We start from the raw sequence: 21,982 nt of genomic DNA, 5'->3' as shown, positions 1-21,982 counted from the left end.
CCCCCGCGATCAGGGCCCCCACGAACAGGGGAAGACATCCATGGAACCAGTGGTCGGCATCGGCCCGGTCTCTCGCACGACCGTCGACGCGGCTCTCGCCGTCGCCCGGCGCACCCGCACGCCGCTCATGCTCATCCCCAGCCGCCGCCAGGTGGACGCGGCCGAGTTCGGCGGCGGCTATCTGGGCTGGACGACCGAGGAGTTCGCCGCCTACGTACGCGCCCGCGACCCGCACGGACTGACGATGCTGTGCCGGGACCACGGCGGCCCCTGGATGCACACGGCCGAGGCGCGGCTGGCCGACCCGGACGAGGCGCTCGACTCCTGCCTCCGCTCGTTCACCGCCGACCTGGACGCCGGGTTCGGGCTGCTGCACATCGACACCTCCGAGGGGCGCCCTGGCACGGGTCCCGTCTCCGCGCGGACGGCCGCCGCCCGGCTGGTGGAGCTGTACGCGCGCTGCCACGCGGAGGCCACCGCGCGCGGCAGTCAGGTGGCGTACGAGATCGGCTTCGAGCCGCAGGACGTCTCCACCAACGACCCCGACGAGTTCAAGGCGGCGCTCCGCCTCGTCCTGGAGGGCGTGGAGGCGGCGGGCGCCCCCCTGCCCCGCTATGTCGTGGCGCAGACGGGCACCAAGGTCGCCGAACTGCGCAACGTGGGGCGCTTCCACGACCCGCAGGCGCGCGCCGAGACGCTGCGTCAGGTCTCCACGCTGGCCGCCATCTGCCACCAGGAGGGCGTGCGGCTCAAGGCGCACAACTGCGACTACCTCACCACCGAGGAGACCGCCTCGCTGTTGCGGGCCGGCGTGGACGCGTTCAACGTCGCGCCGGAGTACGGCGTCACGGAGACCCGCGCCCTGCTGCGTGTTCTGGAGGAGATGGAACTGGGCGCGGCGAAGGAGGACTTCCTGCGGCTCGCCCACGACAGCGGCAAGTGGCGCAAGTGGATGCTCGAGGCGACCGACGCCACGGACGTCGAGCGCGCCGTCATCGCGGGGCACTACGTCTTCGGCACCCCGGAAGGACTGCGCATCCGCGACGAGGCCGCCCGCGCTCTCGCGCGCAGGGGCAGGCCGCCGCTGGAGACGGTGCTGCGCGAGGCGGTGAGCGAGCGCATCGAGGCCGCGCTGCACGCCGTGGCCGCGGTGCCGCGGACCGCCGGGACGGCGATGGTACCGGGGCGGTCCGTGGCCGCCGGCGCGGCGGGGGACGCGGGGGCGGCCGGAGCCGCGGGGGCGCGGCGGTGAGCGCGCCCGTGGCCGACGTGTTCGCGCCCGAAACGCTCAGGCAGGCCGTCGACCGGATCCTGCGGGTCCCCGACGCGCACCGCACCTTCGCCAAGGACGCCGCCTTCGCCGAGGAGTTCTGGGCCATCGGGCCCGACCTCCTCCAAGCCCTCCTCGACCACGGACTCCCGCACCGCGACCAGGGCGGTTCGCGGCGTTTCGAGCGCACCGACCTGCACAACATCAGCACCTATCTACAGCTGCCTTCGCCCTACTTCAGCGCGCTCACGCGCAAGGCGTCGGCCATGGACGCCGCCGCCCGCAACGGCCAGCCGCACCGGTACGAGCTCCAGCTGACCGCCGAGTGCGCAGGCCGGCGCCACCAGGGCGCCTGCGCGTTCACGCCGGTGCCGGGGCTGGAGCGCCACGGCGAGCCCGGCAGCCTGCGCGAGACCTCGCCGGGGGCGTTCACCGTGCAAGCGCGACTGCCCTCCGACACCCACGTGTTCGACGCGGACCGCTCCGAGTTGCTCTCCCTCGTCGCCGACTGGGAGCTGTACGTGCTGCCGGACGGCGTCATCGAGGACGAGGGCTTTTCGCGCGCCACCCGCCTGGCCAACTGCCTCATCCCCACCCGGCTCCTGCTGCGGGAGGCCGAGCGGCGCGGTATCAGGGCCAGGCACGGGGCCGGGCTGCTGGTGGCGCCGCCGTTCACCACTTTGCACCACTGGGTGGAGTTCGACCTGGACGGCGCGTGGGTGCCGGCCGACCCCGTACTGCTGACCGCCTTCGCGCGCTGGGGCATGACGGAGCCCGCCGTCTGGCCGTACAACCGCTCGGTCGCGGGCGCCGTCTGGCACCTGCTCACCTGGCCGCCCGAGGTCTTTTTCCCCGTCGTCCACGACCACGGGCGCCAGGCACCCCTGCACATCTCCGCACGCTAGCCATCCCGGAAACCGGCCGGGACAACCGCCTCGGAAACCAGCCGGGAAAACCGCCACGGAAGGACCGCCCATGGGCAGCCCCGCGACCGACGCCGTCTTCACCGCCATCAGCGAGCCGGCAAACGACACCGACGCGCACCCCTCCCGCACGCCCCGCGAGGTGGCGCCCGGCGTCCGGGTCATCGAGTTCGCCGACACCAAGAAGGTCGTCAAGCTGTGGGGTCAGGAGCGCTGGCTGCACGAGGAGGAGCCGGACGGTCCCTACGGGTTCAAGTTCATCCGGATCAGGGCGGGCCACCGCACCTCCCTCCAGTACCACGAGCACAAGAGGGAGAGCTACTTCATCCTGGAGGGCGAGGCGGTGATGCACTACCGCGCCACGCGCGAGGGCGAGACGCTGCGGCTGCCCATGCCCGCCGGGACACTCGCCCACGTCGACCCGGGTGCCGTACACCGCGTGGAGGGCGTCACCGACATCGTGCTGGTGGAGGTGTCCACCTACGACGACGGTTCGGACAACGTGCGTCTGGAGGACGACTACGGGCGTGGCGACGGCCGGATAGCGGAGGAGCACTGAGCGTGGGCGGCTCCACCGTTTCAGGACACCGGCACGCCCCCACCTTCCGGCACGTGCCCAAGTACCACTATCCCGCGCAGTTCGAGGGCGCCAAGGAGGAGTTGCTGGCGCGGATCGGGGAGCTGCTGCTGCGCGGCGGCTACGTGCTGGGGGAGGAGGTGGCCGAGTTCGAGCAGCGTCTTGCCGGCTACCTGGGCGCCGCGCACACCGTCGGCGTCAACTCCGGTACCGACGCGCTGATCCTCACCCTGGACGCGCTCGGCGTCGGCCCCGGCGACGAGGTGGTCACCGTGGCCAACTCCTTCCACGCCACAGCCCAGGCCATCGCCAGACGCGGGGCCACGCCCGTGTACGTCGACTGCCGTGACGACGACTTCCTGATGGACCTGGACCGGCTGCCCGAGGCGTTCACCGAGCGCACCCGCGCCGTGATCCTCGTCCACATGTTCGGCAAGGCGGCCGACGTGCCGCGCGCCGCACGCATCGCCCGCGACGCCGGGGTCGCCCTCGTCGAGGACTGCGCACAGGCCATCGGCGCACGCAGCCACGGCGTCCGCGTCGGCACGGCCTCGGCGGCCGGCTGCTGGAGCTTCGCCCCCTCCAAGAACCTCGCCGCCGCCGGGGACGCCGGAGCCGTCAGTGTCCAGGACGACGAGCTGGCCGAACGGCTGCGCCTGCTGCGGCACTTCGGCCAGCCGCGCCAGAACGACCACCGCCTCCTGGGCTACAACTCGCGGCTCGACACCCTCCAGGCGCTCGTCCTGTTGCACAAGCTCGACCGGCTGGACGCCTGGAACGCCCGCCGCGCCGCCGTCGCCGCCACCTACCGCGAACGGCTCGCGCCCTTCCCCCTGCGCTTCCAGCAGCCGGGGGAGGAGGGGGAGCACGTCTACCACCTCTTCCAGGTGCGCACCGAGACCGAAGCGGTGCGCGACGGGCTGCTGGACCATCTGACCGCCTCCGGCGTGGACGCCGTCGTCCGCTACCCCGTACCGCTGCCGCGCCAGCCGGCGCTCGAGGTGCCCGCCGCCCGGCGCCACGACTGCCCGGTCGCCGGCGAACTGTCCCGGCAGACCCTGTGCCTGCCCATCCGGCCCGACCTCGACGCCGCCGAGATCGGGCACGTGTGCGACACGGTCGCCGGGTTCTTCACCACGGGGGCGCCCTGATGGAGACCCGAGTGGGCACGGCCGCCGACGCCACCGAGACCGAGGGCTACCTCGCACTGGCCCGGCAGGCCTTCGGCAAGACGCCCTACGACCATCCCACCCTGCTCGCCCACGGCACCGGCGTGGTCGCGGTGCGCGGATCCCAGGTGCTCGGCGGCGGACTCTTCCTGCCGTTCGCTCAGCACTTCGGCGGACGCCCCGTACCCTCCGGCGGCGTGGCCTGGCTCGCCGTCGCCCCGTGGGAGCGCGGCGCCGGACTCGCCCGCCGCCTCACCGAAGAGGGCACCGACCGGCTCCGCCACGAACACGGCGCGCACCTCGCCGCCGCCTGGACCCCCGCACCCGGTGTCTACCGCCGCTGGGGCTGGGAGTCGGCCGCCGTCGCCTCGGAGTACGTGCTCCACCCGGCCGAACTCCCCCCGGAACCGGAAGGTTTCACGGTCTTGGTACCCGACGAGGCCGCCTGCGCCCGGCTGCGCGAGCGGCTCGCCGCCGACTGGAACGGCCCCCTCCACCGCCCCGCCTGGTGGCACGGCTGGAAGCGGCGCGTCACCGAGGGGGCGCTGACACTCGGCGTCACCCGCGGCAACGACCTCGCCGGGTACGCGACCGTCACCGTCGAACCGTGCAGCCCCTGGGGCGTCACCGCCGTCGTGCACGACTTCTGGCACGAAGGACTGGCCGCGCTGCCCGCCTTGCTCGCCGCGGTCGCCGCCCGCTCCCCCCAGGTACGCGAGATCCGCTTCCGCCGCTCCGTCCTGCCGCGCCCCGGCCCCCTGCAATGGGTGCTCGACCAGTACGCGGTGCGCGAAGAGGGGCGCTATCCGTGGGTGGTGACGCTGCTCGACGTACGGCGCGCGCTCGAGGCCCGCGGCTGGGACCCGCACCCGAGCGGGGGCGTCGGTCTCGAGGTCGTCTCCCCCGAGGGCAAGAGCGCCTGCTACGCGCTGACGTTCGAGGAGGGGCTGCTGCACGCCCAGCGCGGCGGCCACACGGCGGGCCGCCCCTCGGCGCGCACCGTGCGCCTGCCCGCGAGCACGCTGGCCGCCTGGTACGCGGGGGCCCTGACGCTGCGGCACGCCGCCCGGCTGGGCCTCGCGGAGGGGCACGCACGCGACCTCGCCCTGCTCGACGCGCTGGCCGCAGGACCCACGCCGTGGCTCCCGGACAGCTTCTGACACCGGCCGCGACCGGCCGCCCACGAACCGGAGCTCCACCCCGGCAGCGACTCGAGGAGGACCGACGCATGCGTCCGAGGGAGAAGACCGTATGACGCGCCGGACCCCGCCTCCGACCACTGAGGGCACCCTCGGACCGTGCGCCCCCACGCACCGGGCCGCAGGCGCCCCGCCCGCACGGGGCGAGGTCCGGTGATGCGGTCGCCCACCACGCTGCTGGTCATCGCCAAGGAACCGCGTCCGGGGCGGGCCAAGACCCGGCTCGCCCCGGCCTTCACCCCGCACGGTGCGGCGGCGCTGGCCTCGGCGGCGCTCACCGACACGCTGCGTGCCGTGCTGGCGGCCCCCGCCCGGCGCCGTGTCCTCGTCCTGGACGGCAGACCGGGGCCCTGGCTGCCGGGGCCGGAGGAAGGCGGCGGACGGCTCGAGATCGTGCCGCAGAGCGCGGGCGGGCTCGACGAGCGGCTGGCCGCCGCCTTCGCCCTGTGCGACGGGCCCGCGCTGCTCGTCGGCATGGACACACCGCAGTTGACCCCCGCGCTCCTGGCGCCCGCGACGCGCCCGCACGCCTGGCGGGAGCGCGACGCCTTCTTCGGCCCCGCGGCGGACGGGGGGTTCTGGGCGCTGGGACTGGCCGCCCCCGACCCCGCTCTGCTGCGCGGTGTCCCCATGTCCACCCCCACCACTGGAGACACCCAGCGTGCCAGGCTGGTGGCGGCCGGGCTGCGCGTGGACGACCTGCCCGGACTGCGGGACGTGGATCTGCCCGATGACGCCGCCGCGGTCGCCGCCGCGGCCCCCGGCACGTGCTTCGCCGCCGCACACGACCGGCTCGTACGCCTGCTGAACCCTGGCCCCGCCGGGGTGCGGACCACGGGAGCCCACCTGCCCGACGGCCGGGGAAGGGCGCGGCCATGAGAGGGCGGGCCGCGGCCGTGGCCTGGACGGAGGACCCCTACACCGAGGCCATCGGCAACGGCCGGGGGCCGCTCCACCTGCGGGCCCGCGACGGCTGGTCGCTCGCGCTGGACGTGGAGCGCTGGTGCGCGGCCGCCGACGCGGCCGACCTGAGCGTGCTCGACCGCTGCCGGGGCACCGTTCTCGACATCGGCTGCGGCCCGGGCCGGCTCGTCACCGCGCTGCACGCGGACGGACACCCCTCGCTCGGCATCGACCTCAACCCGGCCGCCGTCGCCCGCACCCGCGCGCGCGGCGGCAGCGCCCTGCGCCGTTCCGTCTTCGAACCCCTGCCCGCGCCCGGCACCTGGGACACGGCGCTCCTCATGGACGGCAACATCGGCATCGGCGGGGACCCGGCGCTGCTGCTGCGCCGGGTCGCCCGGCTGGTGCCGTCCGGCGGCCTGCTGCTCGCGGAGGTCGCCACCGACGACGTCGACGAACGGCTGCACGTCTGGATGGAGAGCGCCGCCGGAGCCGCCGGCACTCCTTTCCCCTGGGCGCGCGTGGGGGCCGCGGCCCTGCACCGCCTCGCCACGCTGTCCGGCTGGCTGCCCGAGGACAGCTGGTCCAAGGACGCCCACGAGTTCGTCGCGCTCCGCCGCGCCTGACCACCGGCCACCGCGCCAGCGCCATACACGGGCGCGCCGGCTGCCCGCACACCCGGGCGGTACGCCGAGGCGGCCCCGTGCCATGATCCACCGGAGAGCGAGCGGCGCGCGCACGGCGTGCCGCACGACCCGCGTCGTGAGCAGCCCGAAAGGACGTCCGTTGAAGGGGAACTGGCCCGGCGGCACCATGCGTGCCGCGCGCATCACCGGCCTGACGCAGACCGACCTGGCCGAGGTGCCGGTGCCCGCACCCGAACCCGGCACGGTACTGGTCCGCACCCGGCAGGTGGGCATCTGCGGCACCGATCTGGAGATCCTGCACGGCACCTCGGCGTTCCTCCAGGACGGGCGGACGACGTTCCCGCACGTCTTCGGGCACGAGTGGTACGGCGAGGTGGCCGCCTACGCCGACGATCCGCCCGAGGGCGCACCCGCCGTCGGCTCTCCCGTGGTCGGCCGCACGATGGTGCCGTGCGAGCGGTGCGCCGCCTGCCACGCCGGGCGGCCCCAGAGGTGCGCGGCTCTGCGGGAGACCGGCCTGTACGGATTGCAGGGCGCCGCGGCCGACTACGTACGCGTGCCCACCCACGCCCTCACGCCGCTGCCCTGCGGGCTGCCGGAGGGAACGGGGGCGCTGATCGAACCGGCCGTCTCCGTCGTGGAGGCGTATCGGCGCGCCGGGCTCGCCTTCGACGACCGGGTGGCCGTCATCGGGACCGGCACCATGGGCCTGCTGGCGGTGCAGTTCGCGCACCACTACGCCGCCGCCGTCGACGCGGTCGGCGTCGACCCGGCAGGACTCGACCTCGCCCTGCGCTGCGGCGCGGACGCCGCCCACCACGCGGACGAGGCGCCCGAGGGGGCCTACTCACTGATCGTGGAGGCGTCGGGCGCCGCCTCGGCGTTCACCGGGGCGCTGCGCATGGCACGGCGCGGCGGCCGGGTGGCGCTGGTCGGGGTGGCCAGGGAACCGGTCTCCTTCGTCCCCGGCGAACTCTCCCTCCAGGGCGTCGACGTCCTGGGCATCCAGCACGGCATCAGCCACTACGACCGCACGGTCGCCCTCTTCGAGCGGGGCGTGCTGGAGGCCGGGCCGCTGGTGGCCGAGGTCGTCGCGGCGGAGTCGGCGGACGCGGTGCGGCACGCGTTCGCGCTCCTGGAGCGCGGCAGAAGCGGCCCGCCGAAGGTCCTGCTGGACTTCGGCGGGCCACGGGTCACCGGGTCCTGACGGCCGGCCGTTCACACCCGGCGGCGGTGCGCCGAGTGGGAGACCCCGCCGAGCAGCCGGGCGACGGCCCGGAAGGGGAGTGTGACGACGGTAGCGAGGGCGCCACCAATCGAGCGAAGCACATCAGCGATGGCGCGGAGCATCTTGTCCTCCTCGGACGACGGAGTCTGTGACGCCGCACGGGTGGCCGCTGACGCGCCGGGCAAACCGGCTTTCACCACAGCGTGCCGTCGGTCCGCGGTGCCTGCGCTCCGCGCTCGAAGTCCAGCAGGTGGCGTTTGCGTTCGAGGCCGCCGCCGTACCCGGTCAGCTGACCTGTCGAGCCGATGACCCGGTGGCAGGGGACGACGATGCTGATCGGGTTCCGCCCGTTGGCCAGCCCGACGGCCCGTGCCGCGCCCGGCCTGCCGATCCGCTCGGCGAGCTGCCCGTAGGAGAGCGTCTCGCCGTAGGGGATCTCCTCCAGCGCCGCCCATACGGTGCGCTGGAAGCCGGTGCCCTCCGGCGCGAGGGGAAGCGAGAACGCGGTGCGTTCCTGCGCGAAGTACTCACCGAGTTGCTCCGTCGCCGCGCCGAAGGCGCTCGCGTCGCTGTCGCCGAACGTCTCAGGAGCGGGACGGTGCCGGTGAGGTTCCATGTAGATGCCGGACAGCGTCCCCTCGGTCGCGACCAGGGTCAGGGGGCCCAGGGGGCTGTCGATGACGGTGTGCGTGCGGTGCATGGCGCGTCCCTTCTCATTCCCCTCCAGTCTTACGGGTCGCGGGGGAGTGGACTGGCGGAAAAGCGACAAGGCCGTGCGCCCGGGCCGTGCGGTCCAATTCGTGTGTCCAGGCCGTCCGGTCCGGTCCGTGCGCCGCCGCCCGATCAGCCCTCCCAGCGGGTCCTGGCGGCCTCGACGCGTGCGCGGTAGTCCGCGTACCCCCGTTCGTACAGCGCCGCCTCCTCCGCGTCGGGCTCCACCAGGCGGTACTCCGCGCACCGGCGCTCCTCGTCCACCGGATCACCCAGCGCGGCGCGCGCGACGAGGGCCGCGCCCCGTGCACCCACCTCCGCCTCCAGGGGCACCCGGACCGGCCGGCCCAGGATCCCGGCGAACGTGCGCATCCACCCCGCCGACCTGGTGCCGCCGCCGCAGGCGAAGAGCGTCCGCGAGAGCCCCGCGGCCTCCAGGCAGTGACGCGCCGCGTAGCCGACCGCCTCGCACATGGCGCGGACCAGGTCGGCGCGGTCGTGCGCGAGGGACATGCCCTCGAAGGAGGCGCGGGCGCCGGGGGAGACGAACGGGGCGCGTTCCCCCGCCTCGGACAGGAACGGCAGCGCCGTCACCCCGCGCGCACCCGCGGGGCTGCGCTCCAACAGCGTTTCCAGCTCGTCCGTGGACGCGCCGACGACGCCGAGCGCCCAGTCGATGCCGGCCGTCCCCACCATGGCGGGCAGCGCCCGCAGCCAGCGGTCGGTGCGCGGGGTGCACAGCCACATCCCGGCCGGCTCGCCGTCCCGCTCGGGCGCGTCCCGCCCGGCACGGTCGGTGAGGACCTGGCAGGCCAGCGTGGTGCCGACCGTCAGCAGCCCGTCGCCCGGCTCCCGCACGCCGCTCCCGAGGGCGCAGGCCGGCAGGTCGTAGGGTCCGGCGGTGACCGGCAGTCCCTCGGGCAGCCCCAGCAGCGCGGCGCCGTGCTCGTCGAGCCCCAGCACGGCGTGCGGGGCGGCGGGCTCGGGCAGCAGACGGGCCAGTTCCCCGACGCCGCAGGCGGCCAGCGCGGCGGGGGAGTAGCGGCGGGTGACGGGGTCGAGGAAGGGCAGGGTGGCGTCGGAGGCGTCCACGCTGACCGTGCCGGTCAGCCGCTGCGCTACCGCGTCCACGCAGTACCCGGCGACCGCGGCGCGCTCCAAGGTGGCGGGCTCGTGCTCGGCCAGCCAGGCCAGCAGCGGTCCGTGGCAGCCGGGGAAGGTGCCCGAGCCGGTGTTCTCGAAGATCTCCCCGACCGTTCCGTCCCGCTGCCAGCGGTCGACGAGCGGGGCGGCGCGGCCGTCCATCCACGAGATCATGCGCCGTACCGCGCGTCCTTCGGCGTCGCGCAGCCACAGCCCGTCGCCCTGACCGGTCAGGGCGAGCGCCGCCGGCGGGCCCGGCAGCGCGGCAGCGGTCCGGGCGACCACCTCGGCGACGCCGGCCAGCACCTCTTCCAGCTCCTGCTCGACGACGCCCCCGGGGCCGCGCAGCAGCGTGGAGCGCCGCGCGGCGGTGTGCAGGCAGCGGCCGTCCCGGTCGAAGGCGACGGCCTTGGTGACGGAGGTGCCGATGTCGACACCGATGATCGTCCCTGCCGTTGCCCCGGCGGTGTGAGTCATGGCCGTACGCCCTCCAGACGGCGGTCGCGCAGTGATCCCGCTTCTCCACAAGAAGATTGTTATATTTATAGCGCTCCTCGTGAAGAAACCCCATGGCCGCACCGCTCCGACGCCCTGGAGGACGCATGACCGCCCGGCTCCTGCTCGTACGGCACGGTCAGACCGTCTGGCACGCCGAGAACCGCTACGCCGGCATCTCGGACGTCGCGCTGACCGACACCGGGCTGCGGCAGGCCGAGGAGCTGGCCGGCTGGGCGCATCAGCGGTCGCTCAGTGCGCCGGTCCACGCGGTCGTCAGCTCACCGCTGGAGCGGGCGCGGCGCACGGCCGCCCCCGCCGCGCGGGCGCTCGGCGTCACCCCGGCCGTCCACGAGGGGCTGCGGGAGGCCGACTTCGGCTGGGGCGAGGGCCGCACCATCGCCGAGATGACCGCCGAGAACCCCGGCCTCGTCGACGCCTTCCAGCAGGACGCGGAGACCGGCGCCTTCCCCGGCTCCGAGCCGCCCACGGCCGTCGCCGCCCGGGTGTGCGAGGCGCTGCGCGCGGTGGCGGCGGGGCACGACGGACACACGGTGCTGGTCGTCGCGCACAACACCGCGTTCCGGATCGCGCTGTGCGCCATGCTCGGCATCCCGCTGGGCCGCTACCGGCTGGTACTGCCCCGGCTGGAGAACGCGGCCGTCACCGAGATCGAGGTGGCCGGGGCCCGTACGGCCCTCCACGCCCTGAACGTGCCGACCGCGCCCCGCACCCGAACCGCCCCGCACGAGTCCCCCGTGACACCCGCGGCCGCGGGCTGAGCGGGCGCGTGGCCATGCCGCACTCCGCGACCCCGCCCACCGGCACCGCCCGCTCGCGCGAACGGCGCAGGGAGCGCATCACCGAACACGTCCTCGCCCACGGCACCGTCACGCTCACCTGGCTCGCCGAGGCCGTGGGTGTCAGCGTGATGACCGTCCACCGCGACCTGGACGCGCTGGCCGGGCGCGGCGTGCTGCGCCGCTTCCGCGGCGGCGTCTCCGCGCAGCCCACCAGCGTCTTCGAGAGCAACCTCGACTACCGCCTGGGCGTCCACGTGCCGCAGAAGGAGGCCGTCGCCCGCGCCGCCGCCGCGCTGGTCGAGCCGGGCATGTCGGTGATGCTGGACGACTCCACCACCGTGCTGGCGCTCGCCCCGCTGCTGCGGGACAAGGCGCCGCTGACGGTGCTGACCAACGCCCGCCGCGTCCTCGACGTCTTCGCCGGGTGCGAGGACATACGGCTCATCGCGCTGGGCGGCGCCTACTCGGCCACCCACGACTCCTTCCTCGGCGTCCCCTGCGTGGAGGCCATCGAGGCGACGGCCGTCGACCTCGTGCTGGTCAGCACCTCGGCCATGGACGCGCGCACGACCTTCCACCAGGAGCAGGACGTCGTCCTCGTCAAGCGCGCCATGCTCGCCTCCGGTACCCGCAAGGCGCTGCTGATGGACCACTCCAAGGTGGCCCGCACCGGGCTGCACCGGCTGTGTCCGGTCGCCGACTTCGACCACGTCGTGGTGGACGACGGGGTTCCGGAAGGACTCGTGGCCGACCTGCGCGAGCACACCGAGGTGCGGGTCGCGCCGGTGGAGGAGTGAACCCGGACCCTACCCCGTTCTTCACACGGCGGATGTGAATTTCACGCACGGAAAGGGAAGCCCGTCATGCACAGCACCACCCCGGCCACCACAGGACGCTCCGGCGCCGTCCCGGCGCCGGAGCCCGTCGTCGCCGGGATCGACGTCGCCACGGCCGCCGTCCGCGTCCTGTGCGTCGACGCCCACGGCACCGTACGGGCCGAAGGCAGCGCCGAACTGCCCCGGCCCGCCCGTGACGGCGAAGGACGCAGCGAGCAGGACGCCACCCGGTGGTGGCCGGCGACGGCACGGGCGCTGCGCCGGGCCACCGCGACACTGCCCGCAGGCGGCGCCGAGGTGAGAGCCGTCGCGGTCGCCGCCACCTCCGGCACCCTCGTCCTCACCGGCACCGACGGCACACCCCTGGCCCCCGCCTCCATGTACGACGACCGCAGGGCGGCCGGCCTCAACGCCCGCGCGCAGGAAGCCGGCGCCGCCAGATGGCGGGCCCTCGGACTGGCCGTAGGACCCACGGCCGCGCTGGGCCGCGTCGCCTGGTACGCGCGGCACGCGTCCCGCGACCCGCGCGACGCCAGGATCGCCCACACCCCCGACCTGCTCGGCCGCGCACTGACGGGCGCGCCCGTCGCCACCGACTGGAGCCACGCGCTCAAGACCGGGTACGACCCCCGCGCCCGTGAGTGGCCCGCCGACGTCCTGGACGCGCTGGCCGTACCCGCCCACTGGCTCCCGCCCGTCCAGCCGCCCGGCACCCGGGCCGGCACCGTGTGCGCCGAAGCCGCGGCCCAGACGGGGCTGCCCCAGGGGTGCGAAGTGCGGCTTGGCATGACGGACGGCTGCGCGGGCCAGCTCGCCACCGGCGCCGTGTCGCCCGGACAGTTCGTGGGCGTCCTCGGCACCACGTACGTCCTCAAGGGCGTCACCCGCGACCTGGTCACGGACCCCTCGGGCGCCCTCTACAGCCACCGGCACCCGGACGGCTGGTGGCTGCCGGGCGGCGCCTCCAGCACCGGCGGCGAAGCCCTCGCGCACCGCGCCCCCGAGCAGCTGGCGGCGCTCGACGCCGCGGCCGCCGAGCGCGGCCCCGCCACCTGCCTGAGCTATCCCCTGCGCCGGGCGGGAGAGCGCTTCCCCTTCGTCAGCGGCGCCGCCCGCGGCTTCACCCTCGGCGCCCCGGCCGACGACGCCGACCTCCACCGTGCCGACCTGGAGGGCGTCGCCTTCCTCGAACGGCTCGCCCTGGAGCGGATCCGCGCACTCGGCGTCCCCGTCTCCGCCCCGCTCCACACGGCGGGTGGCGGCAGCCGCAGCCCTCTGTGGACCCGGATCCGGGCCACCACCCTCGGCATCCCGCTGCGGGTCGCACCGCACGCCGAAACCGCCCTGGGCGCCGCCCTGCTGGCCGCCACGGGCACGCTGCACCCCTCGCTGGAGGAGGCGGCGCGCCACATGACCGCGGCCGGCCACACCGTCGACCCGGTGCGCGAGGAGCAGCCCGCCCTGGAGGAGAACTACGCCCGCTTCGTCACCGAACTGACCCGCCGGGGCTGGCTGCCCGCCGCGCCTCCCGGGTGAGCCCCGCGGCTGTTCCCCTCGCCCCGTGGGGCCCGCGGCTCGGAATGCCGGCACGGGTCCGGCCGGGCGCGCCGGGGGGAGCGCCGCCCGGCGTCAGCGCAGCGCTTTCACCATGAGGTGTTCCCGCGCGCCCGAGGGCAGGACGTCCCCGGTCCGGCCGGTGCTGACGAAGCCGTTGCGCTCGTAGAGGGCGAGCGCGTGGACGTTTCCGGGAAGCACCGCGAGTGTCAGCGCGCGGACTCCCGACCGTTGCGCCCAGTCCGTCACGAGGCAGAGCAGGCGGTCGCCCAACCCCTGGCCGCGCTCGGTCGAGCAGACCCACAGCGACCGGACCTCGCCGACCCCCGCGCCCTGCGGCACGCCCCGCACCAGCCCGACGGGCCGCTCGTCCTGCGCCGCCACGGCGACGACGTTGAACGCGCCGGTCATCTCCAGCCGTGCCATCCACTCCTCCTCCCCGCCCCGGTACCAGTCCGCGAGCCCCCTCTTGTAGGCGTCGGGGGCGTCGGTGAGGGCCGCGAGCCGGGCCGCGCGCCACAGTGTCCGGTCAGGTGCGGTACGGATGCGGTGTCTCGTCATGGTGGGGAGTCTGCCCCGAGGGCTGGTGGGGCAGACCGGCGCGGTGTCCTGGCGGGAACCAGAGGGCGACGGCGAGGGCCGTCAGGGCGATGAGGGCGGCCAGCGCCCACATGGCGGTGTGCATACCGTCGGTGAAGGCGTGCACGACCGCCTCCAGTTGGCCGGGTTCCGCCGTGCGGGTGCGGGCCTCGGCGACGGTGCTCGGCGCTTCGGGTCCCCGCAGCGGCGCGGGGAGCCGAGCGGTGAAGACGGCGGTCACCAGGGTGCCGCTGACGGCGATGCCCAAAGCGCTGCCCAGCTCCCGGGCCAGGCTCTGGAGCCCGGATCCCGTGCCGGCGCGTTCGGGCGGGAGGGCGGACATCATGGCGTGCGAGAGCAGCGGGGTGGCGATGCCGCAGCCGAGCGCTGTGAGGGTGGCTCCCAGCCCGTAGACGGCGTAGGGGGTGTGCGCGGTCACGGTGGAGACCACGCACAGCCCCGAGGCAAGGACGAGCATGCCCCCCGCTGCCGTGGCCCGCCGCCCGGCCCGCCTCTCCAGCAGGAGTCCGCAGCGCGGGCCGGCCAGCAGCCCCGCGGCCATGGGCAGGAGCCGGACGCCTGCGCCCAGCGCGCCGTACCCCTTGGCGTACTGGAGGTACTGGCCGTTGACGTACATCAGCCCGAACATGCCGAGGAACAGCGCGGCCATCCCCACCGCTCCGGCGCGCACGGCGGGCCGGAGGAAGAGCCGGGGGTCCAGCAGCGGGTGCGGGGAGCGCAGTTCGTGCCGCACCCACCCGTACAGCAGCAGGGCGGCGGCCGCCGCGGCCGCGAGGACGGGACGGCTCGTCCAACCGGACTGCGGGCCTGCGACGATGCCGTACAGCAGGGCGAGGAAGCCCGCTGTCAGCAGCGCGGTGCTGCCGGGCGCGAGCGGCCGCGGATGGCGGTCCGTGACGGGCGCCGCGACGGCCGCCAGCGCCAGGGCGAGCAGCGCGAGCGGCAGCAGGCACCAGAACAGGCCGCGCCAGGTGCCGTACTGGATCGCGGCTCCGCCGCCGAGGTTGCCCAGTACGGCGGCGAGCCCGGTCATGGAGGCCCAGACGGCGACGGCGCGCTGGCGCCTGGCCTCGGGGACGCCGTCCACGAGCAGGGCCAGCGTCGTCGGCAGCACGGCGGCGGCCCCCGCTCCGCTGAGCGCGCGCCCGGCGATGAGCACCCCGACGTGCGGCGCCGGCGCGCACAGCAGGGAGCCGAGCGTGAAGACGCCCATGCCGCTCAGCAGGGTGCCCTTGCGCCCGGCGCGGTCGGCCAGCGCCCCGGCGGGGATCAGCAGGCAGGCGAAGACGACGACGTAACCGTCCACGACCCACACCACCTGCGCGGCGGACGGCCGCAGCGCGCTCGCCGAGAGGGCGGGAATGGCGAGGTTGACGGCGGAGACCATGCCGACGACGAGTGTCACGCACAGGCACATCGCGGCCGTCAGCAGCCGTGGCGCTCCCCGTCGGGTTCCAGGTTCGCTCGGTTCGCTCACCGCGCCCGCTCCTGACCCGGCCCGCGGCCCCAGGGCGCGGCCACCCGGGCGCGCAGCACGAGCCGGTCGCCGCGCAGGTGGATGAACTCCAGGTCGGCGGGGCGCCCGTCGGCCAGGCTGGTCAGCCGTTCGACGGTCAGCACCGCACCGGCGCTCTCCGGCATCCGCAGGACGGCGCGGGTCGCGGCGTCGGCCGTGACCGCCTGGACGGAGACCTCGGCGCCGCCCAGCGGTGCACCCGCCACGGTCTCGATGAGGTCGAAGACGTCCCTGTGCTCCAGCGCCTCCCTCTCCAGCGCCAGCAGCGGCTTCCCGATCCACGGCAGCAGGTAGGTCGAGTCGAGGGACAGCGGTACCCCGTCCAGGCTGCGCAGCCGCTCCAGATGGACGGCCTGCTCCCCCTCGCCCAGCCCCAGGCGCCGGGCCACGGCGCGGGGCGGCCGCACCAGCCGGGCTTCCCGCACCTGGTTGACGACGCTGCCGTGGTGGTGGAGGACCTCGGCGAGGCCCGCCAGCTCACCGAGCGGGTGTGCGTAGGCGCGGCCCACGACGACGGTGCCCACGCCCCGACGGCGCTCCACCAGCCCCTCGTCGCGCAGCAGTGCGAGCGCCTCGCGCACCGTGTTGCGGCTGACCGAGAACTCCGCGACGAGCGCGCGCTCGTCCGGCAGCACCCCGCCGCCGAAGGCCCCGTCGAGCACTTGGCGGCGCAGCACGTTCGCCACCCGCCGCGCACGGTCGGCCCGCAAGGAGCCGGCCTCGTCCGCTTCCGTGTCCATGGGCACAGACGCTAGGCGAGCAGTGTTGCGGCGGAGTTACGCCACCCCGTCTGACCAGGACCGATGCTCTGAGCAGCGGTTTCGTGGCGGAACCGGCGCACTCCGCCACGCACGCCCGTGGCGGCGGCCCGCGGAGCTCAAAACGGGTGCCAGCGCACGGTGGGGTCCGCCTGGCGCAGCGAGGCCACCCGCCGCCGGAACTCCGCGAGCGCCGCCGGGTTGCCCGGCGCGTGCTGGGAGACCCAGGCGCAGCTGGCGGTCTCCCGCGCCCCGCGCAGGACGGCGCACCCCTCCCACTCGCGGACGTCCCAGCCGTAGGTCGTGCAGAACGCCTCGTATTCCGCCTCGGGCAGGCCGTAGCGGTCGTGGCTGAGCGCCATCACCACGAGGTCGTGCTCGCGCAGGTCGCTGGAGAAGGTCTCCAGGTCGACCAGGAGCGGGCCCTCGGCGGTGACGTGCACGTTGCGCGGCAGCGCGTCGCCGTGCACCGGGCCAGGCGGCAGGTGCGGGACGAGCCCGGGGAGCGAGGCGATGATGTCGTCCCTGCGGGCGCGCAGGAACGCCGCGTCCTCCCTGGGCACGGCGTCCCCCGCCAGGCGCAGCCACCGCTCGATCCCGCCCAGCAGCTCGCGCGGTGGCAGGGTGAAGGGCGGCTCGGGCAACGCGTGGACGAGCCGCAGCAAACCGGCCAGGTCCGCGGCGCCGGCGGGGCGCACGGCGGCGGGCAGCCGCCGCCAGTAGGTGACGGGGTGGTCCGCGACGAGCCGCGCCTCGGGCTCCACCGCGCGGACCGCCGGGACCCCCTCCTCCTCCAGCCAGGTCGCCACCCGCAGCTCGTGCTCCGCGCGGGCCAGCAGTTCGGGGGTGCGGCCGATCCGTACGACGGTCTCGTCCAGCGCGAAGACGGCGTTCTCGCCGAGCGACAGCAGCTGCGCGCCGCCGCCGGGGCTGCCGGTCGCCGCGGCCAGCACCTGACGGGCCAGGTCCTCGGTGAATGTCGGGCTGCTCGCCATCGCCTGTGCTCTCCCTGCTGTCGGTGGGTTCGTCCTCAGGCTGTCAGGTGCCCGCGCCCGAGCAGGTGCCGCCCCGGCTGGAGTGCGGCGTATCTCTCATCTCCAGGGCGCAACCGTGGTTCTGCCCAAGTGGTCTACATCCTTGACAAGCGCGGGCAAAAACGGGCAGTTGGGAGCAGGAGTTGCACAGCAAGCGGGTCGGCAGGCCGTCGGTCGTGGCGACGGCCGCCGCGGCGGGAACGGTGGCGGTGGGTCTGCTGACGGCGTTCGTCCAGGCGAGCACCCAGGACTCGGGGGCCCGCGCGCATCCGGGGTGGGACCAGAGTCTGCGGGCCACGCGGGTGCCCCAGCAGGCCGCAGCGCCGCACGGCAAGCCGAAGGCCGCGCCGCACAGCGGTGCGCGGGCTCCGCGGAAGGTGAGCCGCGGGATAAGCCATCACACCGAGAAGGGCGGCCGTACGGTGGCGCTCACCCTGGACGACGGCCCGCACCCGGAGTGGACCCCCAAGACGCTGGACCTCCTGCGCGAGTACCACGTCAAGGCGACGTTCTGTCTGATAGGTCCGAACGCCGAGCGCTATCCGCAGCTCGTGAAGCGCATCGTGGCCGAGGGGCACAGGCTGTGCGACCACTCGGTCGATCACGACACGGGGATGGACCACGAGTCGGTCGCCTATCAGGAGCGGCAGATACTCGACGCCAAGAAGATGATCGACAAGGCGTCGGGCGGCGCGCCGGTGTACTACTACCGGGCGCCGGGGGGCGCCTTCACGCCCGACAGCCGGCGGATAGCGGCGGGGCACGGCATGCGTCCGCTGGGCTGGGTCGTCGACCCCGGTGACTGGCAGCGCCCGGGCGCCGACGTGATACTCCGGCACGCCGAGGAGCAGACCGGCGACGGCGCGGTGATCCTCTTCCACGACGGCGGCGGTGACCGCTCGGAGTCGTACGAGGCGCTGCGGCGGTTCCTGCCCTGGCTGAAGGGACAGGGGTACGGCTTCGGGTTCCCGAAGGCTTGACCGGGACCGGTCAGCCGCTAAAGTCTAGACCAATCTCCGATGTGCTCTCCCTTTCACCGAAGGAGCCGAGATGCACAAGAAGCCGTCCATCCAACGGAAGTTAGCGGCACTGGCGGGTGTCGCTCTCGCGCCCGTGCTGGTGCTCGGGCTCACCGCGACCCCGGCCAACGCGCACGGCTGGGTCACCAACCCGGCGAGCCGCCAGGACCAGTGCGCCCGCGGCGTCGTCCAGTGCGGCGAGATCCAGTGGGAACCGCAGAGCGTCGAGGGCCCCAAGGGGCTCAAGGACTGTGCGGGCGGCAACTCCCGCTTCGCCGATCTGCGCGACGACAGCAAGGGCTGGCACGTCACCGACGTGGGCAGCTCGACCACCTTCACGTGGAACGTGCCCGTCAAGCACTCCACCAGCACCTGGCAGTACTTCATCGGCGACACGAAGCTCGCCGAGTTCGACGACGGTGGCGCCATACCTCCCGACCAGGTCTCGCACCACGTCGACTTCCAGGGCTTCACCGGTAAGCAGAAGGTGCTGGCCGTGTGGAACATCGCCGACACGGCCAACGCCTTCTACGCCTGCGTCGACGTCAACATCGGCGGCTGACACCCGCCTTCCGGCCCGCGCCGGAAGGATCCCCTCGTCCGTCCGCTGCTCGACCCTCAGTGCGACGGGCACCCCTCGGCCACCCCCTCCCCGGGGTGGCCGAGGTCGTTGTGCGCGTGCCGGCACCGCGGGTCCTGCGGAAGGCGCCGTGTGGAATTCGCGGTTTGCGACTCGCCCCCGCGCGGGAGTTATGCGTTAGCAACGGGATTTCGTGGCCACAGTGGTCGCATGCGTCACGGCCAACTCTCCTTTCCCGCAGGCCAGTCGAGGCCCGCGAAAGCGACACGCCGAATCCGTCTGTGCCGCAGGACGGCTTCTCGGAACTTTTCCGGCTCGACTGCCTTGATTCCAGGGGGAGTTCACGCGGAGCGCCGAATCCTATTATGGGCAGCCTTATCGGGAAACCGTTTGCTCTAATCCCGGATTGCGGCACGCTTCATTGCAAGAACGGCCCGCCGTGGCGAGCCGGGAAACCCCAACGTCCCACTCCTGCAAGGAGGTCCCGTTGCCCCTTGCCCTCCTGGCTTTGGCCATTGCGACATTCGGTGCCGGTACGGCCGAGTTCGTGATGATAGGTCTACTGCCCGAGGCCGCATCCGACATGGGAGTCAGCATCTCCGATGCGGGCGGCTACGTCTCTTTCTACTCACTCGGTGTCGTCATCGGCGCGCCCCTGCTCACCGTCGCGGGTATGCGGATCGGCCGTAAGACGATATTGCTCGCGATGACGTGTCTGTTCATTTTCGGAAACATCGCGTCAGCTCTCGCACCGAACCACGAACTCCTGTTGGCTGCCCGGCTCACCGCCGGATTGCCGCACGGCGTGTTCTTCGGAATCGGTGCGGTCGTCGCCGCAGGACTCGTACGGCCCGAAAGACGCGGCCGCGCGCTGTCGGTGGTGCTCGTCGGCGTCCCGATGGCCAACATCGTCGGCTCACCGCTGGGCACCCTGCTGGGCCAGACGGTCGGCTGGCGGTGGACGTTCATCGTCGTCGCGGGGATCGGCGTGTTCGGCCTCGTCTCCCTCGCGGCCCTGATCCCCGCGCAGCAGGAGCCCACCCGGGGCAGCGTGCGCGGGGAACTCGGCCTCTTCAAGAGACCCCAGGTCTGGCTCGCCTACGCCGTGGTGGTGTTCGGCTTCGCCGGCACCTCGTCCTTCTACACCTACATCCAGCCCCTGGTGACCGAGGTCAGCGGCTACACCCCCACCGCGGCGACGGCGCTGCTCGCGCTGGCCGGGGCGGGGATGACGGTGGGGACGCTCCTGGGCGGCCGCCTCACCGACTGGCCGGTACGGACCATCTGCGGCGCGCTGCTGACGCTGTCGCTGTCACTCGCGATGATCATGGTCACGGCGCAGAACACCGTACTGGTGGCCGTGAACGTGTTCCTCACCGGTATCGCCGGCATGGCCGCCATCCCCAGCGTGCAGGCGCGCATCCTCGACCACGGAAGAGACGCGCCCGAACTGGGGTCGGCCAGCGTCCAGTCGGCGTTCAATATCGCCAACTCGCTGGGGGCCTCCCTCGGCGGCATGGTGATCGCGGCGGGCTTCGGCCTGACCTCGCCCAGCTGGCTGGGCGCGCTGCTGGCGCTGACCGGTGCCTGTTTCGGGCTGCTGTCCGGCTGGCTCGACCGCAGCACCCGCTCGTGGGAGGTCGCGGCCTCCGCACCTTCCTGGAAGGGTGTGAAGTCGGAAGCGTTATGCAACCGAGCAGGTGCAGGGCCCGTGGCGCGGGACGGTTCGTCCGTCCCGCGCCACGGCGCTGTTCCCGGCCACCGCGGCCCGCCCGTGCCCGAGGTCACGGGTTCCCTGCCTTCACGGACCTCACGTGTCTCACAGACCCCACGGGTCTCAGGGTCTTCACGGCGCGGCGGGCGCGGGGCCCTCCGCGTACGTCCACCGCAGCACCGCGCCCATCCCGCCGACCGGCAGGTCGTCCTCCGGCGCCGCCACCAGCACCTCCGCGTCCGTCGCCGCCGCGCTCCGCAGCAGCGCGTCGTCGGCACGGGCCGGCACCGGCTCGGTGGCGCCCAGGTACTGCAACTCCGAGCGGCGCACCGCGACCTGGTCGCTGGTGTCACCGACCCACACCTCCTGCTCACGGTCGGAGCCGCCCGGCCGCACCACCAAGGTGCCCACCCGGTGCTCCCGCGCCGCCTCGACGAGCGAGGCGACGCCCTCGGCGACGGCGGCCTCAGCCGAGCCCGCGGGGCCGGGGGACCCCGGTGTGTGGGCAGCGCGCAGCCGGGAGAGGGCGTCGTCGGTGTGCCGCTGGACGAACTCGTGGCGGGCCCGCTCGGTCTCCCGGTCGAGCAACTCGGTCGCCGACCCCGCCGCGCGGCCGCCGTGTGAGGTCTCCACCGCGATGCCCCGCAGGTGCTCGGGCAGCTTCTCGTGGACGGCGCGGCGCTCACGGGGGTCACCGCTCAGTACCAGCACGTCGGCACCCGTCTCCTGGAAACGGGAGGCGACGGCGTCGGCGATCACGCCCGCGTTGCTCTCCCAGGTGTTCTCCACCTTCAGCTGGAAGTGCTTCTCCGACGGCTCACCCGTGGTGGTGCGGTGCACCGGCCAGTCCTCGCCGCGCGCCTGCCCGGCCTCCCGGGTGCCCCGCGCGTCGGCCAGTTCGAAGTCGGCGCCCGTGCGGTCGATCCGCGCCGTCAGACACAGCGGGTTCTCGCCGGTCAGCTCCGGCAGCGGCGCCAGGTGGGGCAGCGCCGACCAGCACACCTGGGCGCGGTCGGGCGCCCGCGTCAGCGGCAGGTCCAGCACGACCTCGCCGTCCGCCGCGAACACCACGCTGCCCTGCGGCTGTGTGCGGGGCGTCAGCGTTTCCAGGTAGTCCGTGACGGCGTCCACGGTGGCCGCCCCGGCCCCCTGCCGTGCCAGTTCGTCGCCCGCCGCGCGGGCCGTCAGACGGCGCTCCTCCCCGGCGGTCTCGGTGGCCCGTGCCGTGCCCACGTAGGCGGTGGCCCACGGTCCCTTCCTCTCGAGAAGGGGGGCGAGGGAATCGAGGCGCATGGTTCCTCCC

The 21,982-nt window shown here is 74.2% G+C and carries 21 protein-coding genes and 1 pseudogene; 14 read left to right on the top strand and 8 right to left on the bottom strand.

Going from position 1 to position 21,982, the window contains the following annotated elements; translation table 11 throughout:
* Window positions 1–40 precede the first annotated feature (40 nt).
* From DQ392_RS07450 to DQ392_RS07415, 8 genes are all read left to right on the top strand, one after another.
* Window positions 41–1,252: a class II D-tagatose-bisphosphate aldolase non-catalytic subunit gene (locus DQ392_RS07450; RefSeq protein WP_114014697.1), complete on the top strand. Its 1,212-nt coding sequence runs from the start codon at window positions 41–43 to the stop codon at window positions 1,250–1,252.
* A complete protein-coding gene (locus DQ392_RS07445; protein ID WP_114014696.1) occupies window positions 1,249–2,175 on the top strand; it encodes a hypothetical protein in 927 nt (308 codons plus the stop codon). The genes DQ392_RS07450 and DQ392_RS07445 overlap by 4 nt, the downstream gene beginning before the upstream one ends.
* A 70-nt stretch (window positions 2,176–2,245) precedes the next feature.
* Window positions 2,246–2,752, top strand: a complete 507-nt coding sequence (locus DQ392_RS07440) for a cupin domain-containing protein (RefSeq protein ID WP_114014695.1) — start codon at window positions 2,246–2,248, stop codon at window positions 2,750–2,752.
* 2 nt (window positions 2,753–2,754) lie between these two features.
* Entirely contained in the window at window positions 2,755–3,921 is a 1,167-nt protein-coding gene (locus DQ392_RS07435) for a DegT/DnrJ/EryC1/StrS family aminotransferase (protein ID WP_245981239.1), read from the top strand.
* The gene (locus DQ392_RS07430; protein WP_114014694.1) at window positions 3,921–5,099 is read left to right on the top strand and encodes a GNAT family N-acetyltransferase; all 1,179 of its coding nucleotides are present in this window, start codon (window positions 3,921–3,923) and stop codon (window positions 5,097–5,099) included. Before DQ392_RS07435 ends, DQ392_RS07430 begins: the two co-directional genes overlap by 1 nt.
* Before the next feature lie 195 nt (window positions 5,100–5,294).
* A complete protein-coding gene (locus DQ392_RS07425) occupies window positions 5,295–6,017 on the top strand; it encodes a TIGR04282 family arsenosugar biosynthesis glycosyltransferase (protein WP_114014693.1) in 723 nt (240 codons plus the stop codon).
* Window positions 6,014–6,667: a methyltransferase domain-containing protein gene (locus DQ392_RS07420; RefSeq protein WP_114014692.1), complete on the top strand. Its 654-nt coding sequence runs from the start codon at window positions 6,014–6,016 to the stop codon at window positions 6,665–6,667. Before DQ392_RS07425 ends, DQ392_RS07420 begins: the two co-directional genes overlap by 4 nt.
* Before the next feature lie 160 nt (window positions 6,668–6,827).
* Entirely contained in the window at window positions 6,828–7,895 is a 1,068-nt protein-coding gene (locus tag DQ392_RS07415) for a zinc-dependent alcohol dehydrogenase (protein WP_245981238.1), read from the top strand.
* Between the two features lie 11 nt (window positions 7,896–7,906).
* On the opposite strand, the gene DQ392_RS35780 is transcribed toward DQ392_RS07415, so the two are convergent.
* From DQ392_RS35780 to DQ392_RS07405, 3 genes are all read right to left on the bottom strand, one after another.
* A complete protein-coding gene (locus tag DQ392_RS35780) occupies window positions 7,907–8,038 on the bottom strand; it encodes an LPFR motif small protein (protein ID WP_281272958.1) in 132 nt (43 codons plus the stop codon).
* Window positions 8,039–8,109: 71 nt separating this feature from the next.
* On the bottom strand, window positions 8,110–8,616 hold the full coding sequence (locus tag DQ392_RS07410) for a methylated-DNA--[protein]-cysteine S-methyltransferase (protein ID WP_114014691.1): 507 nt from the start codon (window positions 8,614–8,616) through the stop codon (window positions 8,110–8,112).
* Between the two features lie 143 nt (window positions 8,617–8,759).
* Window positions 8,760–10,247, bottom strand: a complete 1,488-nt coding sequence (locus DQ392_RS07405; protein WP_114014690.1) for an FGGY-family carbohydrate kinase — start codon at window positions 10,245–10,247, stop codon at window positions 8,760–8,762.
* Between the two features lie 125 nt (window positions 10,248–10,372).
* Here DQ392_RS07405 and DQ392_RS07400 point away from each other — a divergent pair, with 125 nt between their 5' ends.
* The 3 genes from DQ392_RS07400 to DQ392_RS07390 all read left to right on the top strand — a co-directional run bounded on the left by DQ392_RS07400 (window position 10,373) and on the right by DQ392_RS07390 (window position 13,440).
* Window positions 10,373–11,047 (top strand): histidine phosphatase family protein, encoded by a 675-nt coding sequence (locus DQ392_RS07400; protein WP_114014689.1) that lies wholly within the window; start codon window positions 10,373–10,375, stop codon window positions 11,045–11,047.
* A gap of 14 nt (window positions 11,048–11,061) precedes the next feature.
* On the top strand, window positions 11,062–11,865 hold the full coding sequence (locus DQ392_RS07395; RefSeq protein WP_114014762.1) for a DeoR/GlpR family DNA-binding transcription regulator: 804 nt from the start codon (window positions 11,062–11,064) through the stop codon (window positions 11,863–11,865).
* Window positions 11,866–11,931: 66 nt separating this feature from the next.
* Window positions 11,932–13,440: an FGGY-family carbohydrate kinase gene (locus DQ392_RS07390; protein ID WP_114014688.1), complete on the top strand. Its 1,509-nt coding sequence runs from the start codon at window positions 11,932–11,934 to the stop codon at window positions 13,438–13,440.
* A 93-nt stretch (window positions 13,441–13,533) separates the two neighbouring features.
* Here the strand turns inward: DQ392_RS07390 and DQ392_RS07385 are convergent, their stop codons facing one another.
* The 4 genes from DQ392_RS07385 to DQ392_RS07370 form a co-directional block, all read right to left on the bottom strand.
* The gene (locus tag DQ392_RS07385) at window positions 13,534–14,019 is read right to left on the bottom strand and encodes a GNAT family N-acetyltransferase (RefSeq protein ID WP_114014687.1); all 486 of its coding nucleotides are present in this window, start codon (window positions 14,017–14,019) and stop codon (window positions 13,534–13,536) included.
* Window positions 13,988–15,535 (bottom strand): MFS transporter, encoded by a 1,548-nt coding sequence (locus DQ392_RS07380; protein ID WP_245981237.1) that lies wholly within the window; start codon window positions 15,533–15,535, stop codon window positions 13,988–13,990. Before DQ392_RS07380 ends, DQ392_RS07385 begins: the two co-directional genes overlap by 32 nt.
* Window positions 15,532–16,314 (bottom strand): GntR family transcriptional regulator, encoded by a 783-nt coding sequence (locus DQ392_RS07375; RefSeq protein ID WP_114014685.1) that lies wholly within the window; start codon window positions 16,312–16,314, stop codon window positions 15,532–15,534. Before DQ392_RS07375 ends, DQ392_RS07380 begins: the two co-directional genes overlap by 4 nt.
* Before the next feature lie 137 nt (window positions 16,315–16,451).
* Window positions 16,452–17,327, bottom strand: a complete 876-nt coding sequence (locus DQ392_RS07370) for a phosphotransferase enzyme family protein (RefSeq protein WP_114014684.1) — start codon at window positions 17,325–17,327, stop codon at window positions 16,452–16,454.
* 182 nt (window positions 17,328–17,509) lie between these two features.
* Here DQ392_RS07370 and DQ392_RS07365 point away from each other — a divergent pair, with 182 nt between their 5' ends.
* From DQ392_RS07365 to DQ392_RS07355, 3 genes and pseudogenes are all read left to right on the top strand, one after another.
* Entirely contained in the window at window positions 17,510–18,346 is an 837-nt protein-coding gene (locus DQ392_RS07365; RefSeq protein WP_114014683.1) for a polysaccharide deacetylase family protein, read from the top strand.
* A 70-nt stretch (window positions 18,347–18,416) separates the two neighbouring features.
* Window positions 18,417–18,947 (top strand): lytic polysaccharide monooxygenase auxiliary activity family 9 protein, encoded by a 531-nt coding sequence (locus DQ392_RS07360; protein WP_114014682.1) that lies wholly within the window; start codon window positions 18,417–18,419, stop codon window positions 18,945–18,947.
* Window positions 18,948–19,515: 568 nt separating this feature from the next.
* Window positions 19,516–20,418, top strand: a pseudogene (locus tag DQ392_RS07355) (MFS transporter); the annotation flags it as partial.
* Window positions 20,419–20,811: 393 nt separating this feature from the next.
* On the opposite strand, the gene DQ392_RS07350 reads toward DQ392_RS07355, so the two are convergent.
* The gene (locus tag DQ392_RS07350; RefSeq protein WP_114014681.1) at window positions 20,812–21,972 is read right to left on the bottom strand and encodes a baeRF2 domain-containing protein; all 1,161 of its coding nucleotides are present in this window, start codon (window positions 21,970–21,972) and stop codon (window positions 20,812–20,814) included.
* Between the last annotated feature and the right edge of the window lie 10 nt (window positions 21,973–21,982).

This window comes from Streptomyces reniochalinae (assembly GCF_003323735.1).
Taxonomy (GTDB): Bacteria; Actinomycetota; Actinomycetes; order Streptomycetales; family Streptomycetaceae; genus Streptomyces; species Streptomyces reniochalinae.
This window is presented reverse-complemented; position numbering and strand designations above follow the sequence as displayed.

Coding starts and splice junctions, on each gene's coding strand:
- DQ392_RS07450 (WP_114014697.1), top strand. CDS start 41: ATGGAACCAGTGGTCGGCATCGGCCCGGTCTCTCGCACGACCGTCGAC.
- DQ392_RS07440 (WP_114014695.1), top strand. CDS start 2,246: ATGGGCAGCCCCGCGACCGACGCCGTCTTCACCGCCATCAGCGAGCCG.
- DQ392_RS07430 (WP_114014694.1), top strand. CDS start 3,921: ATGGAGACCCGAGTGGGCACGGCCGCCGACGCCACCGAGACCGAGGGC.
- DQ392_RS07425 (WP_114014693.1), top strand. CDS start 5,295: ATGCGGTCGCCCACCACGCTGCTGGTCATCGCCAAGGAACCGCGTCCG.
- DQ392_RS07420 (WP_114014692.1), top strand. CDS start 6,014: ATGAGAGGGCGGGCCGCGGCCGTGGCCTGGACGGAGGACCCCTACACC.
- DQ392_RS35780 (WP_281272958.1), bottom strand. CDS start 8,038: ATGCTCCGCGCCATCGCTGATGTGCTTCGCTCGATTGGTGGCGCCCTC.
- DQ392_RS07410 (WP_114014691.1), bottom strand. CDS start 8,616: ATGCACCGCACGCACACCGTCATCGACAGCCCCCTGGGCCCCCTGACC.
- DQ392_RS07405 (WP_114014690.1), bottom strand. CDS start 10,247: ATGACTCACACCGCCGGGGCAACGGCAGGGACGATCATCGGTGTCGAC.
- DQ392_RS07400 (WP_114014689.1), top strand. CDS start 10,373: ATGACCGCCCGGCTCCTGCTCGTACGGCACGGTCAGACCGTCTGGCAC.
- DQ392_RS07395 (WP_114014762.1), top strand. CDS start 11,062: ATGCCGCACTCCGCGACCCCGCCCACCGGCACCGCCCGCTCGCGCGAA.
- DQ392_RS07390 (WP_114014688.1), top strand. CDS start 11,932: ATGCACAGCACCACCCCGGCCACCACAGGACGCTCCGGCGCCGTCCCG.
- DQ392_RS07385 (WP_114014687.1), bottom strand. CDS start 14,019: ATGACGAGACACCGCATCCGTACCGCACCTGACCGGACACTGTGGCGC.
- DQ392_RS07375 (WP_114014685.1), bottom strand. CDS start 16,314: ATGGACACGGAAGCGGACGAGGCCGGCTCCTTGCGGGCCGACCGTGCG.
- DQ392_RS07370 (WP_114014684.1), bottom strand. CDS start 17,327: ATGGCGAGCAGCCCGACATTCACCGAGGACCTGGCCCGTCAGGTGCTG.
- DQ392_RS07360 (WP_114014682.1), top strand. CDS start 18,417: ATGCACAAGAAGCCGTCCATCCAACGGAAGTTAGCGGCACTGGCGGGT.
- DQ392_RS07350 (WP_114014681.1), bottom strand. CDS start 21,972: ATGCGCCTCGATTCCCTCGCCCCCCTTCTCGAGAGGAAGGGACCGTGG.